Annotated in this window: 17 protein-coding genes; all 17 read right to left on the bottom strand. The window is 63.6% G+C overall.

Going from position 1 to position 13752, the window contains the following annotated elements; all coding sequences use genetic code 11:
- Positions 1 to 95 precede the first annotated feature (95 nt).
- The 17 genes from fliF to IB225_RS00410 all read right to left on the bottom strand — a co-directional run bounded on the left by fliF (position 96) and on the right by IB225_RS00410 (position 13747).
- On the bottom strand, positions 96 to 1463 hold the full coding sequence (fliF, locus tag IB225_RS00330; protein ID WP_345776553.1) for a flagellar basal-body MS-ring/collar protein FliF: 1368 nt from the start codon (positions 1461 to 1463) through the stop codon (positions 96 to 98).
- A gap of 12 nt (positions 1464 to 1475) precedes the next feature.
- Positions 1476 to 1772 carry a flagellar hook-basal body complex protein FliE gene (gene fliE / locus IB225_RS00335; protein WP_192308638.1) on the bottom strand — a complete coding sequence of 99 codons (297 nt, stop codon included), beginning with the start codon at positions 1770 to 1772 and terminating at the stop codon, positions 1476 to 1478.
- Complete coding sequence (locus tag IB225_RS00340) at positions 1772 to 2137, bottom strand: flagellar basal body rod C-terminal domain-containing protein (protein WP_192308640.1); 366 nt, start codon at positions 2135 to 2137, stop codon at positions 1772 to 1774. The genes fliE and IB225_RS00340 overlap by 1 nt, the downstream gene beginning before the upstream one ends.
- Positions 2134 to 2508: a hypothetical protein gene (locus tag IB225_RS00345; RefSeq protein ID WP_192308642.1), complete on the bottom strand. Its 375-nt coding sequence runs from the start codon at positions 2506 to 2508 to the stop codon at positions 2134 to 2136. The genes IB225_RS00340 and IB225_RS00345 overlap by 4 nt, the downstream gene beginning before the upstream one ends.
- 12 nt (positions 2509 to 2520) lie before the next feature.
- Positions 2521 to 3636: a flagellar basal body P-ring protein FlgI gene (locus IB225_RS00350; protein WP_192308644.1), complete on the bottom strand. Its 1116-nt coding sequence runs from the start codon at positions 3634 to 3636 to the stop codon at positions 2521 to 2523.
- On the bottom strand, positions 3633 to 4184 hold the full coding sequence (locus IB225_RS00355) for a flagellar basal body L-ring protein FlgH (protein ID WP_192308646.1): 552 nt from the start codon (positions 4182 to 4184) through the stop codon (positions 3633 to 3635). Before IB225_RS00355 ends, IB225_RS00350 begins: the two co-directional genes overlap by 4 nt.
- A 31-nt stretch (positions 4185 to 4215) precedes the next feature.
- Entirely contained in the window at positions 4216 to 4929 is a 714-nt protein-coding gene (locus IB225_RS00360; protein ID WP_192308648.1) for a flagella basal body P-ring formation protein FlgA, read from the bottom strand.
- Positions 4929 to 5696 (bottom strand): flagellar hook-basal body complex protein, encoded by a 768-nt coding sequence (locus IB225_RS00365; RefSeq protein ID WP_192308650.1) that lies wholly within the window; start codon positions 5694 to 5696, stop codon positions 4929 to 4931. The genes IB225_RS00360 and IB225_RS00365 overlap by 1 nt, the downstream gene beginning before the upstream one ends.
- 17 nt (positions 5697 to 5713) lie before the next feature.
- Positions 5714 to 6382: a flagellar hook basal-body protein gene (locus IB225_RS00370; RefSeq protein ID WP_192308652.1), complete on the bottom strand. Its 669-nt coding sequence runs from the start codon at positions 6380 to 6382 to the stop codon at positions 5714 to 5716.
- Between the two features lie 25 nt (positions 6383 to 6407).
- Positions 6408 to 8474, bottom strand: coding sequence for a flagellar biosynthesis protein FlhA (locus IB225_RS00375; RefSeq protein WP_192308654.1), 2067 nt, complete (start codon positions 8472 to 8474; stop codon positions 6408 to 6410).
- Positions 8471 to 9538, bottom strand: a complete 1068-nt coding sequence (locus IB225_RS00380; protein ID WP_192308656.1) for an EscU/YscU/HrcU family type III secretion system export apparatus switch protein — start codon at positions 9536 to 9538, stop codon at positions 8471 to 8473. The genes IB225_RS00375 and IB225_RS00380 overlap by 4 nt, the downstream gene beginning before the upstream one ends.
- Positions 9538 to 10305, bottom strand: a complete 768-nt coding sequence (locus tag IB225_RS00385) for a flagellar biosynthetic protein FliR (protein WP_192308658.1) — start codon at positions 10303 to 10305, stop codon at positions 9538 to 9540. Before IB225_RS00385 ends, IB225_RS00380 begins: the two co-directional genes overlap by 1 nt.
- A 2-nt stretch (positions 10306 to 10307) precedes the next feature.
- Positions 10308 to 10571 (bottom strand): flagellar biosynthetic protein FliQ, encoded by a 264-nt coding sequence (locus tag IB225_RS00390; protein ID WP_192308660.1) that lies wholly within the window; start codon positions 10569 to 10571, stop codon positions 10308 to 10310.
- A gap of 12 nt (positions 10572 to 10583) precedes the next feature.
- Positions 10584 to 11759, bottom strand: coding sequence for a tetratricopeptide repeat protein (locus tag IB225_RS00395; RefSeq protein ID WP_225583138.1), 1176 nt, complete (start codon positions 11757 to 11759; stop codon positions 10584 to 10586).
- Positions 11760 to 11946: 187 nt separating this feature from the next.
- The gene (locus IB225_RS00400) at positions 11947 to 12345 is read right to left on the bottom strand and encodes a hypothetical protein (RefSeq protein WP_192308664.1); all 399 of its coding nucleotides are present in this window, start codon (positions 12343 to 12345) and stop codon (positions 11947 to 11949) included.
- Between the two features lie 6 nt (positions 12346 to 12351).
- Positions 12352 to 12906 carry a hypothetical protein gene (locus IB225_RS00405; protein ID WP_192308666.1) on the bottom strand — a complete coding sequence of 185 codons (555 nt, stop codon included), beginning with the start codon at positions 12904 to 12906 and terminating at the stop codon, positions 12352 to 12354.
- Between the two features lie 382 nt (positions 12907 to 13288).
- Complete coding sequence (locus tag IB225_RS00410; protein WP_192308668.1) at positions 13289 to 13747, bottom strand: SMI1/KNR4 family protein; 459 nt, start codon at positions 13745 to 13747, stop codon at positions 13289 to 13291.
- Between the last annotated feature and the right edge of the window lie 5 nt (positions 13748 to 13752).

Genomic DNA, 13752 nt, shown 5'->3' on the forward strand with positions numbered 1-13752 from the left:
CGCGGCGGAGCGAGGGACACTGGCGAACAAGCGCCTGCGCTGGTCATGATCCATGAGGCTTGCGACCAGCGCAGCCTTACGAAACGCCAGCGCGCTCAACGCACTTCACCCGCTAGCCATGCGCGGATGTTTCGCGCTGCCTGCTCGCTTTCCTCATGGCTCAGCGCTTTGGGGGGCGTCGCCGAGCGCTTGCCACGCAGTACCCACATACCGAGTGCCCCCAGTACCAACGCGACTAGCATCCAAAGCGGATGGACTGACGGCACCCCTTCGAACGCGCGCAACGTCGCACGGGATACGGCGGTTGACGATGACGCTTCGACGCTTGGTTGTTGGACGGGCGCTACGCGCGGTGATGCCACCGCCACTTCCAGGCTATCCCCGCGTTTGAAATCGAGTCCCGCGGCAGCGGCGGCCAGCCGGCGCAGGTGCGCCTGCTGGGTGGCCGGCACGGAGGAAGGCAGCAGGATCGCCACGGTGATCCGTTCGACGGCACCCGTAGCGCGGGTCACCTCCTGGCGCTCACGGCCGTGGGCGTACTCCAGTTGCTCGTTCAGCAAGCCTGCCGGGGCAGTGGCCCCTTCCGGCGCACGGTCGCCATTGCGATTGCTCCGGACCAGCAGCCCATGCTCCTTGCCCGGGGTTCCCAGCAGGCGTTCGCTGGTGGTGTGCACGCGATCGAAGTTCATCGCCACATTGACGGAGATCGCCGCTTGCTGGCCATCAAGGGCGTGCGCGACCACCTTGCCTATTTTCGCTTCGAGTGCGCTGGCCAGCTCATCGGCCGTACCGGAACTTTCGGCGATGCTGTCCGGCGCGGTGCCCCCGAGCAGTTGCATGCCGGAAGGACCCACCACGACCACGGACTCCGGCTGCAGTCCGTCCACGGCGGAGGCAACGAGGTTGCGGATGCCGGCCACCTGTTTGCGTTCCAGTGCGGCGCCGGGAACCAGCGTCAGTGCGACAGATGCCTTGGATTGCGCTTCGTCCGCGAGGAACAGCCCCGGGCGACGGATGGACAGGTGCACGCGCGCGCTTTGAACGCCCGGAACGGTGGCGATCGTGCGTTCGATCTCGCCTTGCAGCGCCCGCTGGTAGTTGATCCGCTGGGCGAACTCGGTGACGCCGAACTCGTTGTCGTCGAACAGTTCGAAACCGACGTGTCCGCCGCGCGGAACACCGGCGGACACAAGACGCATGCGCAAGGCATGCATCTGCTCTTCATCGACCAGAATTCCGGTGCCATCCGGCGTGAAGTGGTGCGGGACCTTCCACTCCTCCAGCGCCGCGGCAATCTCGGCCGCGTCTGCTTCCTCCAGATTGCCGAACAGCAGCGACTCGCGAGGCGAGAAGATCCACCACAGGGCCGCCACAGTGGCCAATGCGAGCAGGACCAGGCCGATCAGCAGGCCGCGCCTGGCTCCGGAGGCCAATGATTGATAAAACGCCTTGATCGAAGACACGACAGTCATTCCTTACAGTTGCATCCGCGACAGTTCCTGGTACGCCTCGACCACCCGGTTGCGCACTTCCGACAGCAACATCAACTGCATGCGGGCATCCTCCAGGGAGATCATCACGTCGTGCGTGGCGATCTCCTGGCCAGACGCAAGCAGACGGACGTTCTGATCGGCCGCGTGCAGGGCCTCGTTGGCGGACGCGACGCCTCGTTCCACGACCGCACCGAAATCGGCGCGCGGCGACGGGATGGCCGAAGCCGGTGCCTCGGCGAGGGAAGCCGCTCCGAGCGCGGCAATGGCGTCGATACTCATCATTTGGCTCCGATTTCCATGGCGCGCAGCAGCATGCCGCGCAGGACGTTGAACGAGCGGACGTTGGCTTCGTAGCCACGGCTGGCGGTCAGCAGCGTGGTCATCTCCTGCACCATGTCGACAGCGGGGTAATGCACGCGGCCCTGTGCGTCCGCGAGCGGATGCTTGGGATCGAGCACCGAACGCGTACCAAGGCCAGCGCCAAGATCCGTGCCCAACGCCTGCGCAAATGTGGCGCCCGAGCCGAGTGCCGCCGGATCAATCGGCTGGTTCGCTGCAGCAATGCGCCGACTGGCGAGATCCAGCCGCAGTCGCTCGTTCTGCATCCCTGCCCGGCTGGCTTCCAGGATCGCGTCAATGCTCATGCCCCGCTCCTTCCGCTGATGGCCAGGCGCATCAGGCCAAAATGCCGGCTCAACGATTCGCTAAGCGCCTGGTAATTCATGCCGGCCGACACGGAGTCGGCGACGAGCTGGTCCAGCGACGGCCTGTCGGCGGTGTACTGCTCATGCACCACGGCCATGGTGGGTGAGCTTGGCGCAGCCAGCGCGTCCCGGATGACGCTCGTGGGTCCGTTCGCGGCCGCACCGAGCAACGCGTCTGTCGCGCTCTGGTCGATGACGAACATCGGTGCGTCCACCGCGGAGGCGTTGACGATGTTCCAGCTGGTGACCTCGGCCTTCAGCTGGTTCAGGTTAAGCGCCATGCGTACGGCATCTATGGTCAGGTCAGACATGCGGGCTCCGGGTCATTGGATGATCAACTCGCCGTCGAGCGCACCGGCGGCCTTGATCGATTGCAGGACGGCGATCACGTCGCGGGTGCTCAGCTTGATCGTGCGCAGGGACGAAATCAGATCCGCGACCGTGGCGCCTTCGGCCACGCTCACCAGCGGTGCGGTGTCTTCGCGCGTCTCGATCGTGCTCTCGGGAACGACGACGCTGCGCACGCCATCGCCTGGACGCGAAAGCAGGCCATCGGGTTGCGACACGCTGTACCGGGTCGAGATCTCCACACGGAGTTCGCCATGGGAAATGCTGACCTGGCCGAGGCGGATATCGCCGCCCGCGACGACCGTGCCCGTCCGCTCATTGATGACCACTCGGGCCCGTCGTTCGCGGCTGACCAGTACGTTCTCGATCCGCGAGATCTGCGCGACGGTGTCTGCTACCGGCGCATCGAAGCTGATCGTCACCTTGCCCGCATGCTCGGCCCGTGCCAGCGAATCAGGCATGGCGGCGTTGATGGCGCCCGCGATACGGTTGGCAGTCGTGAAGTCCGGCTCGTTCAAGAGCACTTGCAGTGAGCGCCCGTCACCGACGACGCCCAGCGACGCGGCACGCTCCACGGTTGCGCCAGAGGGGATCCATCCCACGGTGGGATGATTCTTCTGTACGGACGCGGTGATGGCCTCGAACTGGTAGCCCCCCACCGAGATGGCGCCTTGGGCGATCGCGTACACCTTGCCATCCGGCCCACTCAGTGGAGCCAGCATCAGCGTTCCACCGGTGAGGCTGCGCGCATCGCCCGCAGAGGCAACCTGCACGTCGAGCTGCTGCCCGGGTTCGGCGAACGCCGGCAGCTTGGCCGTCACCAGCACCGCCGCGACATTGCGGCTGGACAGGTCGGTCAGATCTACCTGTACACCGAAGTTGCGCAGCGTGTTGGCAACGGACTGTACGGTGGCGCGATTGCGCGCGGTGTCGCCGGAACCGGAGAGGCCGAACACCAGCCCGTATCCGGTCAGCGGGTTGTCGCGCACACCGGCGATCCGCGCGATGTCGCGCACCTTGACCTCCTGGCTGGTGGTCCAACCCACCGTCGGCACGAGGGCCAACAAGATCAACAAGACGAAGCGGGTCATAGCAACCTCAGCCATTTCAGTACGCGGTAGACAACGCTCTGTCGCTGCGAACTGCTGACCACGCCGCTCCCGCTGAACTCGACGCGCGCGTTCGCCAATCGATGCGACCAGACGCTGTTGTCGGACTCGATGTCGTCGGGCCGGACCAGCCCACTGAGGACGATTCGCTGGTCTTCTCCATTGATGACCAGCGACTGCGCGCCTTCCACGGCCAGCGTGCCATCGGGCAGGACTTCGGCCACGCGCACGGAGAGCTGTGTCCGCAGCTCGCCTACGCGGGAGGTCTCGGCGCCGCCGCTATTGGATGCAGACAAGGCGCCCTGCGCCTGTGCCTGATAGTTCTTCGCGGAAGCCGCGGCACTCAGCCGGATGTCGGAGCTCGCGTCGGTTGCGGCTCCCGAGCGTGCCCTGGCCGCCTCCAGGACGTTGACCGTCAACAGGTCACCTTCCCGGTAGGCGCGTCGATCCGCCGCGATTCCACGGTAAGCGTCCGCATCGATCATGCTCTGTTGCGACCACGCGGGCAACACGATGCAGCCCAGCAGCATCGCCGCCCATGCGCCCTCTCTCAGGTATCGCTTACCGTTCAATGGCCACCTCGCCGCGTGCCACGATTCTGGCCAGAACCGGGCGATCCGCACCCTCCGCGAGAACCTGTACCCACTGCCCCAACTCTCCCTCTCCATTCGCTACGGCGGGTACCGTCAACGCAACGGGACCTTGGCGCAGCGAGAGTCGCACGGCCTGTTCTCGGCTTACCGCGGGTCTTGGCGAAAAATCCGAACCCATGAGCGGTTCGCCAGCGCGTACCGAGCGCCGCAGACGCCAGTCCTCCAAAGCGACGATCGTGTCCAACGCAACCGCTGGCTCGCCGGCTCCTGCCATGTCGACCTCATCGGTGCGCACCCGAAGCTCGTTCAACGCCGTGCCGGATGGCGCGTCCAGCGCGTACACGTCCACTTGCTGCCACCACTGGACCGAGAGCCACACCATTCGGGTCTGCTCCACGTGATCACCGCGCAGGATCTCCACCGGCACGCCAACCCGGCGCCGGGGCCACGCGCCATCCACGGCGCGCGCCAGCAGCCTGATCTCTCCTTCACCCTCGATGCGCGAAGGTTCCGGCATTGCACTTGCGGAGAGTGCAAGTCGTCCGGGCAGCAAGGCGCTACGTTCCCGCAGCGATGCTTCCGCACACGCCAGCAGCTGCTCGCCCGATACGGTATGCATCGCCAGGCACGGGGCGCTTACCGTGGCCAACAGCAAGATGAAGACGCGCGCAATTACGTTCATCAGCGGCGCAGGTTGTTGATGGTTTCCAGGACCTGGTCCGAGGCCTGGAGGACGCGAGCGTTGAGCTGGTAGGCACGCTGCGCCAGCACCAGTCCCGTCATTTCGTCGATCATGTCGACGTTGGCCATCTCCAGGTAACCCTGCTGAAGCTTGCCGTACCCGTCCTGCCCGGCGGTGCCGCGCAAGGGTTCGCCCGCGCGCACCCCCGCACTGAAAACGTTGCCGCCCTCCGCTACCAGTCCTTCGGTCGAAACGAAGCTCACCAGGTCTATGCTGCCCAGCACAGTGGGCTCGGGGCCGCCATCGAGCACCGCACTGACCTCGCCTTCTGCGGAGATCCTGACGTCACTCGCGCCTTGCGGGATCTGGATACCTGCTGTCAGGCGCATGCCGTTGACCGCGGTGAGATAGCCTTGGTCATCCAGGCGGAACTGACCAGAGCGGGAGTAGAAGCGGCTTCCGCTGGCGTTCTCCAGTTCGAAGAAGCCATTGCCGTCGATCGCCAGATCCAGCGCGCCACGCGTGGGTTGCAGCGCGCCGATGGCGAACTCCTGGCTGGTCGACACCACGCGCGCGCCGGCGCCGCGATGCTGCTGTTCCAGGGAACCGACCTGGCCCGCCACGGGAAGGGCCGCCATTTCCGCGAAGTTCACCCGGCCCCGCTTGAAGCCCGGCGTCTGCATGTTGGCGACGTTGTTGGAGATCACGTCGATCTGTTCCTGCTGGCTGCGCAGGCCGCTGGAGGAGATATAGAGAGCGTCGATCATGGTGTGTCCTTGTTGCCTCAGTTGTCGCCGATACGATTGATGCCGGTATCGAGCGTGCGGTCGTAGATGGCGATGGCGCGTTGCACGGACTCGGCATGCCGGCTGAGCTCGATCAGCCGCTGTGTTTCCTCCGCAGCATCGACATTGGATTGCTCGATAGCGCCTTGCTGCACGGTGCCGTTCCACGTCGCCGCGACACCGTCGTAGCGGTAACCGCCGTCGATCGGCCGCAAGCGGGACGGCTCTGCGACATCGACGAGCGCGAGCTGCGCCATGCGCTGGTCGCCTTGCCAGATGACTCCGGAGTCGTCGATACGTACGTCCTGTTCCGGCAGGATCAGCGGGCCCGCATCCGTCATCACCTCGTCGCCAGCCAGCGTGGCAAGCACACCATCGGCTCGGCGGACGAATTGTCCGGCCCGGGTGAGCAGCACCTCGTCGCCGCGCTTGATCTGGAAGAAGCCATCGCCACGCAGTGCTAGGTCAAGCGAGCGCTCGGTCTGCCTGAGTGGACCGTCCTGCAATTGCACGTGTTGCGCCTGGCCAAGCGCGCTGGCGAAATCGGGAAGCACGCGGACGCTCTGGAAACCTGGCGTGGCCAGGTTGGCGACGTTGTGGCTGACCGCGTTGAGGCCTTGCACGTCCGCGCCGAGAGCACGACTGATGGCCTGGATGGTGTCGCTCACGTGATGCTCCTGGGCAAGGGTGATGTCATGGCGCAACCCCGACCGCGGCGAAAGATCGGACCATGGTGGTGGAAGGCACCTCGTTGAGGCCGACGATGGCCACATGCGGCAGCGAACGTTGCACGAGACCGCGCAACGGCCGACGAAGCGGCGACGGGCAAAGCAGGACGGGCATCAGGTTGCGCCCCATCATCGCTTCCGCCTGACGCGACAGATGCTTGATGAACGCATCCAGCTGACCCATGTCCGAGAACAGCGGTGCACGCCCTTCCGCCGTCCGCTGGGCGCCCAGCAATGAACGTTCAACCTCGGGCGCCAGCGTCAGTACATTGAGTTCGCCGCGGGCGTCGCTGAACTTCTGGCAGATCGACGAGCCCAGTCGTTCCCTCACGCGCTCGGCGAGGTCCTCGGGCGATTTCACTGCGCGGCCCGTATCCACCAGCACCTCGAGGATCGCTTCGATGTTGCGGATGCTGACCTGCTCCCGCAAGAGCAGTTGCAGCGTCTTCTGGATGTCGGAAAAGGTGAGGATGTTGGGTACCAGTTCGTCCACCAGCGGCCCACTGCTTTCTCGCACGCGACGAACCAGGCGCTCTGTTTCCATGCGCGTCAGCAACTCCGGGGCCTGCTGTTTGACCAGTTCGTTGAGGTGGGTGATCAGCACGGTGTCAGGCTCGACCAGCGTGTAACCGGCAGTGCGTGCCGCTGTGCGCTGCTCCGGTTCTATCCACAGTGCGGGCAAGCCATACGCCGGATCGCGTGTCTCCAACCCCTCCAGCTTCTGGCGGACACTGCCCGGATTGATCGCCAGCACCTGTTGCGGTCGCAGGCTTCCCTGCCCGACCCGGTTACCCTGGACCAACACTTCGTAGGTATGCGCTTCCAGATCCGGGCGCAGCGAAGTCTGCACCTTGGGGAGGACGAAACCGAGATCGCCCGCGACCTGCTTCCGTAAATGCACGATGCGGTCGGCAAGGTCGCCGGTGGCTCCCATCAGCAGGTCGTGGACGGCTGTTCCCATCCGGATTTCGATCGGCTCAAGCCGCATGGCCTGCTGCAGTTCGTCCTGTGCGTTGCCGGCACCCGTGCCCGCTTCGGCGCTGTTCGCGGCATCGTCTCCTTCGCCTGGCGACTTGACCGCGCGCATGGCGTACCACGCGAGCGCGACGATTCCCGCCAGTACGAGCAGTACGGGAAAACGGGGGAAGTCGGGCAGAAAGAGGATTACCAGCAATACCGCGGCGACGACCAGGAGGGCGCGCGGGCTCGAGAGCATCTGCTTCGGAATCTCCTCGCCGAGCCGAGCATCGGCGGCGGCGCGGGTGATGATGATGCCGGTGGCGACCGCGATCACCAGCGACGGAATCTGGGTGACGATGCCATCACCGACCGTCAGCAGGGTGAATCGCTGGACCGCTTCGGTCCACGGCATGCCCATCTGCGCGATGCCGATGGCCAGTCCACCGACGATGTTGATCAGGATGATGATGATGCCGGCGATCGCATCGCCCTTGACGAACTTGGTGGCGCCGTCCATGGCGCCGTAGAAGTTGGCTTCCTTCTCGATCATCGCGCGCCTGCGGCGCGCTTCATGCTCATCGATCAGGCCCATGTTCATGTCGGCATCGATGCTCATCTGCTTGCCGGGCATGCTGTCCAGCGTGAAGCGGGCCGCCACTTCGGCCACGCGCTGCGCGCCGTTGGTGACGACCACGTACTGCACCACGACCAGGATCAGGAACACCACGATGCCGACGACATAGTTGCCACGGATCACGAACGAACCAACGGCATTGATGACGCGACCCGCGTCCGCGCCATCGAGGATCAGGCGCGTCGCGGACACGTTCAATGCCAGCCGGAACATGGTGGCGATGAGCAGCAGTGTGGGGAACGTCGAGAAATTCAGTGGCGACTCGGTGAAGAACGTCACCAGCAACACCAGCAGCGCCAGGCTGATGTTGATCACGAGCAGGAAATCCAGCACCGGCGGGGGAACCGGAACAAACAGGATGATCAGGATGCCGACGACCAGGGCGACCAGGGCCAGGTCGCGCTTGTCCGACCACAACAGGGCGAACAGGGCTTTCATCGCGATGCCCTCCCCTGCGCGAACAGCTGCCGGTAAACCGGCGCGAGTTGGCCATACAGGCCCTCAGGCACCGGTCCGTCGATCTCGCAGTCGGCATACAACGCGCGGGCCAACGCCGGCATGCGCAACACTGGTACGTTCGCGGTGCCGGCTAGCGCGCGAATGCGTGCTGCCAGGAAGCCCCTGCCCTTGGCGAGCACCACCGGCGCCCGCATCGTCCGCGGCCGGTACTGCACCGCCACCGCGTAGTGGGTGGGGTTGGTCAGCACCACATCGGCATCCCCCACCCGTGGCAGGGCGCGTACCTTCTTCAGCAGTTCGCGCTGTTGCCGCTTCTGCTTGGACTTGACCTCCGGATCACCGTCCCGGCGCTTCACTTCGTCGCGCAACTCACGACGACTCATCCGCATGCGCTTCATGTGATCGCGGCGGACGAAGAGCAGGTCAGCCAACGCGGCCAGGCCCAGCACCAGCAGGACGTAGAGGGACGTCTTCCAGAACCCGTCGAGCAGCAGCTCGGGGAGCTGCCGCGGCGATGCGGAGGCCACCAGCCCGACCAGCTGTGGGGCTGCGGCGAACGCGAGATAGCCGAGCATCACCAGCAAGGCGAGCTTTACCGTCAGCTTGCCCAGTTCCCACAAGCTGCGCATCGAGAACACGCGCTTGAAGGCATTGGCAGGATTCATTCGCTGGAAGTCCGGCCGGATGGGATGTGCGCTGAAGATCGGTCCGGTCTGTGCGAGATTCGAGACCACGGCCACCACCACCAGCGCCAGTACCAGAGGCATCAGCGACTGCATCAGTCCGCCGTAGACCTGCCCCAGCCAGCCAGTCATCTCCATGCCCAGCAGTGGCCTCGCGCCTGCCAGTTCAACCACGCGTCGCGTTGCGTCGGACAATGCGTGGGCGATGCCCGCCACCGTCAGCATCAGTACCAGCACGAAAACCAGCAGGCCGGCCACGCCGACGATGTCCGCACTTTTTGCGACCTCGCCCTTGCGCCGAGCCTCCTCAAGGCGGTACGGCGTGGGCTGCTCGGTCTTGTCCTGATCGCCCTGCGCCATCAGCGCGCCCCCAGGACAGCCGGCACCTGATCGAACGCATCGCGGAATAGGCGTCCGATCAACGTGGGCGCATATGCGAGTGTCAGCGCCAGCAACCCCATTGCGACCGCGACTTTCAACGGGAGCGCCAGGAAGTAGATGTTCGCCTGGGGCATCGAACGGCTGGCGTAGGCGATCGCCAGATCCACGCAGAAGAGACCGATCACGACAGGTGCGACTACCATCAGGCCGGACAGGAAACTGCTGCCCAACATTACGAAGAATGCGTCCGGCTGAAGCCTGAGTACCGTGCTTCCCAGCGGCATCCAATCGTGGCTGGCGGCGATTCCCTTGAACAGGAGCACGTGCAGATCCAGCGTGAAAAACAACACGGTTGCCGCCAGCATGACCGCGTGCCCAAGCAACGATTCGCCGCTGTCCGAGCCGGGATTGAACAGGGTGGCTGCACCGAGACCGGCCTGCATGTCCAGCAGCCACCCAGAGGTATGCAGTGCCGCGTTCGGCAGCATGAAACCAAGCCCGAAGACGATTCCCACGAGCAGCTCGCCCAGTGCGGCCAACACCAACGCCACCGGCCACCCACGCGTATCGAAGACCGGCGTTTCCGGCAGCGCGAGGACGGTGAGCCACGCAAAAGCCAGCAGCAGGACGATACGGACGAACGCGGGCGCCCAACTCAGCGGCGACAGGCCGGGCAACACCATGACCGGCAGATAGCGGAGCAATGCGAACGCGAACACGATGGCGAAGGTGGTGATGGGATCCACGACTACAGGCCCGCCGCGAACTCGAACAGGCGCTTGGCCAGTTCCACGGTGGTGGCGATCATCCAGCCACCGAGCATCAGGCTGACAACACCCACGGCGATGAGCTTGGGAATGAAGGTCAGCGTCATCTCCTGCACCTGGGTCACCACCTGCAGGATCGATATCACCAGTCCTACGACCAGGGTGACCAGCAGGATCGGTGCCGCGACCTTCGCGGCGGCCAGCAGCGTTTCAGACAGCAGGTGCATCGCGGTATCGGCGTCCATGCCGCGTGCTCCTCAGCGTCGTCCGCCGCGATGCGCCGTAGCGCGATCGCGCAGACGTTGCGCCGCCACATGTGCGTCCTGGTCGCTGATGCCGGGCATCGCACCGGCACGCATCAATTCTGCAAACAGCGCATCGGAGGCATCCTGTTCGCCGGTGTGCAGCAGCCACAGCGAGCGCGCGTAGCGCCCCGTAATGCAGGCGGGGTCCAGCTTGAGCGCGCGTTTCATGGCGCCCTCGCCTTCTTCGTGACGCTCGTCCAGCAGCGCGACGACGGCCAAGCCGCCATGCGACTCGGCAAAGTTTCGATCGAGTTCGAGTGCATTGCGGTAGCTCTGCTCAGCCGCTTCCAACTCGCCCGAGAGCAGCTGGATCCAGCCCAGCGCATGCCAGGTGCCTACGTGGTCGGGCATGGCGACGACCGCGCGGTCGAGTGCGATGCGGGCCTGATCCAGATCACCCGCCAGCATGCGGCACTGGCCCATGCCGGACAGCGCACGTCCGGAGTTGGGGAATCGTTCGAGCGCGCGTGCGTAGTGCCGTTCTGCCGACACGGCATCGCCCACCCACAGGCTGGATGTGCCCGCGGCCAACAGTGCTTCGTGCTGGTCGGGATATCGCGACAGGCACTGAGCCGCCGCGGCAGCGGCCTGTGCTTCCTCGCCGGCATCGAGGAACGCCAGCGCCCGAAGTCCCTGCGCGGTCGGTTCATGGGCATCCAGGCGCAAGGCATCGTCGAGCGCAGCTTGCGCCGCGGCGTAGTCCTTGTGCATTAGGGCGATGCGCGCCTGCAGGATGCGCAACGCCGGGCTTGCGCCGTAGCGCTGCAAGGCGGCATCGACGGTGCGCTGTGCATGCGCAAGGTTGCGCTGGCACAGTTGTGCGAACGCGATGTCGTGTGCGATGGCGGCGCTGTCGTGCCCCATCGCGGCGAGGTCGCGCAGTGTGGCTTCGGCTTGGGCGTAAGCGCCGGTGACGAGGTCGTGCCGCGCAATACGGAACTGCACGCCCGCCAAGGCCTGTGCGTCTGGCGGAAGTGAGGCTAAAGCACTGCGTGCCTGTTCGAAATCGCCGGCGGCGAAGTGAAGATCGAAGACTTCACACGCCAGTTCCGGATTGCCTGGATCCTGCGCCAGAAAGGCGCTCAACCGCTCTAACGACATGACTGCTGACTGCCTACGTCCCTGCATGGTGCCACTGGTAGTGGCGGCACCGTTGCTCGCACCAGATCCATGGAGCCCAACGCACTGCGGTGACGATTAAGGCAATCAACATTCACCCCGAATGTGACTGATCGTTCGCAGGAATCGTCGAGCGTCCCCCTTGGCGGCGGACTTTAATGCAGGCGAAGCTGCCGCTGTCAAGCGGCAGATGCAACTACTTGTGTTTGCTGGATTTCAGCGCTTTAAGTAAATTCATGTACTTCTGTTTCTGCGCATCGTCGGCATCGAAAGCTGCGGAAACTTGATCCAGCAGGGGCTTCCAATCGGGGTGCTCGCGGAATGCTTCGCCGTATTCCCACAACAAGATCGACCGGACCAGGCGAACGCGCGAATTCTGGATGGACGCAGGATCGTCCAGGTCCACGTCGCGCGCGATGTCGATCAGCTGGGCGCGTAGTTTTGCCGGGGATTTCGCAGACTCTCCACCTTGTTTCAGGCTTTCAGGCGCCTGTGTTGCAGGCGACGTTGGCGACCGCTTGCCTGCTTTGCGCAGCATGTCTCCGCGCAAGGCGGAGATCAGGGATGACGTGGAGGACAGCCGGTCGATAGCCACGGGATATCAGTGTTGGCGACCGTAGTTGGATAGCAGGAAACTGGCGCCGGATACGGCGGTTTCAGGTTGTTCCTGATGTTGCTCGCGTTCTCTCAGTTGTTGCAGGAGGCGTGCCATGTCCTGCTCGAGCGCGGGTATGGGCTGCGGCTGTTCCAGGCCTTGCTGGAGGTGTTCGATGGCCGAGGGGACGTCTTCTGCAGCCAGGTGGCTGAGTGCGGCGGAATAAGCGGCAAGAGAACCGCCTTGCCGGGTCAGCGGCTCGAGGACTTCCCGCGCTTCGTAGGCTTCGCCTTTAAGTACAAGCAGTTGCCCGAGTTGGAAGCGCGGCATCGGGAAATCGGCTGGTGCGAGACCTGCTGCCGTGCGGAAACCAGCTTCGGCCCGGTCCATCAAACCGAGCTGGGCATGCTGGGCGGCAAGCAGGTAGTGGCCATATGCGTGGCTAGGCTCGCGTTCGATCAAGACTTTGAGCAGGTCTGTAGCTTCGGCGTCCCTTTCAGCGTTCATGGCGGACAACGACAGCCTAAGCAGTTCTTCGTCATCAAGTCGTTCGTAACTCATTTATTTCCCTGGTTGGCGGCCGGACGCAATCTAAAAGGCATTTCCAAGACAGTGCCCGCTTTGATATCAGAGTTCACTGCTGTCCATTCTGCTGCCCCCAAAACCTTGATCACTGGCTCCGCATATCAAACAGTTCCAGGGGCTTGGATCGTAAGAGTTTACTCTGACCCCTACTTTCCTGTTCCTCAAGACAAGAACGAGGTGCCTTCGTTGGAGATTTCTGGAATATCCTGGGCGTAATGCTTGATTGTGAGCATCGCTGGGAGCAAGGCGACCATAAGGAGACACCCAACTGTCTCCACCCCGCTTCCGGGGGAAGTTACTCTAACTATCTACCCCTGTTGTCTTAGTAGCCCAAGGCTTAACTTGATATTTGCAACGGTTACTCATGCAGCAGATCCAAGAATTCAAGAAATGAGGACGCAACTGAGGTCAACTCAGGAGTATCTTCTTCTGAGTTTTCGTGATCCCACAAAACAACCGATGGCTCAGAGCCTTGAGAAAAATCGAAGCATAGGAAGTCACCTGCAAAAAGACTTGCAAATGGCAACAACGAATCATTGAGTCGCGCCTCGATTTGACTCCAAACTACCTCAATGTCATAAATCCCCAGCGGATCTGACTTGTAGTCCTCCACTACAGACAAGAATCTTTCAACTACTTTCTCGTTCCCCTTCAGAAAAAAATATTGCCGCTTCGGGATTCCTCCATTTGCGCCCTCAAGGAAATCCACATAGTCACGGTGAAACGTGATCCCGATACTCTTCTCAACCACAGCTAAGCGACCTCGCGAAAGCGACGAGGCCGAACTTCCTGGAAGCATAGAAATGTCAAATGTCATTTTAA

Origin of the sequence: Pseudoxanthomonas sp. PXM02, assembly GCF_014851805.1 — a bacterium.
Taxonomy (GTDB): domain Bacteria; phylum Pseudomonadota; class Gammaproteobacteria; order Xanthomonadales; family Xanthomonadaceae; genus Pseudoxanthomonas_A.

Bases quoted from the DNA above. Each gene is read 5' to 3' on its own strand.
- IB225_RS00350 (WP_192308644.1), bottom strand. From the start codon at position 3,636: ATGACCCGCTTCGTCTTGTTGATCTTGTTGGCCCTCGTGCCGACGGTG.
- IB225_RS00375 (WP_192308654.1), bottom strand. From the start codon at position 8,474: ATGAAAGCCCTGTTCGCCCTGTTGTGGTCGGACAAGCGCGACCTGGCC.
- IB225_RS00355 (WP_192308646.1), bottom strand. From the start codon at position 4,184: ATGCTGCTGGGCTGCATCGTGTTGCCCGCGTGGTCGCAACAGAGCATG.
- IB225_RS00410 (WP_192308668.1), bottom strand. From the start codon at position 13,747: ATGACATTTGACATTTCTATGCTTCCAGGAAGTTCGGCCTCGTCGCTT.
- IB225_RS00365 (WP_192308650.1), bottom strand. From the start codon at position 5,696: ATGATCGACGCTCTCTATATCTCCTCCAGCGGCCTGCGCAGCCAGCAG.
- IB225_RS00360 (WP_192308648.1), bottom strand. From the start codon at position 4,929: ATGAACGTAATTGCGCGCGTCTTCATCTTGCTGTTGGCCACGGTAAGC.
- IB225_RS00345 (WP_192308642.1), bottom strand. From the start codon at position 2,508: ATGTCTGACCTGACCATAGATGCCGTACGCATGGCGCTTAACCTGAAC.
- IB225_RS00405 (WP_192308666.1), bottom strand. From the start codon at position 12,906: ATGAGTTACGAACGACTTGATGACGAAGAACTGCTTAGGCTGTCGTTG.
- IB225_RS00395 (WP_225583138.1), bottom strand. From the start codon at position 11,759: ATGCAGGGACGTAGGCAGTCAGCAGTCATGTCGTTAGAGCGGTTGAGC.
- IB225_RS00390 (WP_192308660.1), bottom strand. From the start codon at position 10,571: ATGGACGCCGATACCGCGATGCACCTGCTGTCTGAAACGCTGCTGGCC.
- IB225_RS00340 (WP_192308640.1), bottom strand. From the start codon at position 2,137: ATGAGCATTGACGCGATCCTGGAAGCCAGCCGGGCAGGGATGCAGAAC.
- IB225_RS00380 (WP_192308656.1), bottom strand. From the start codon at position 9,538: ATGGCGCAGGGCGATCAGGACAAGACCGAGCAGCCCACGCCGTACCGC.
- fliE (WP_192308638.1), bottom strand. From the start codon at position 1,772: ATGAGTATCGACGCCATTGCCGCGCTCGGAGCGGCTTCCCTCGCCGAG.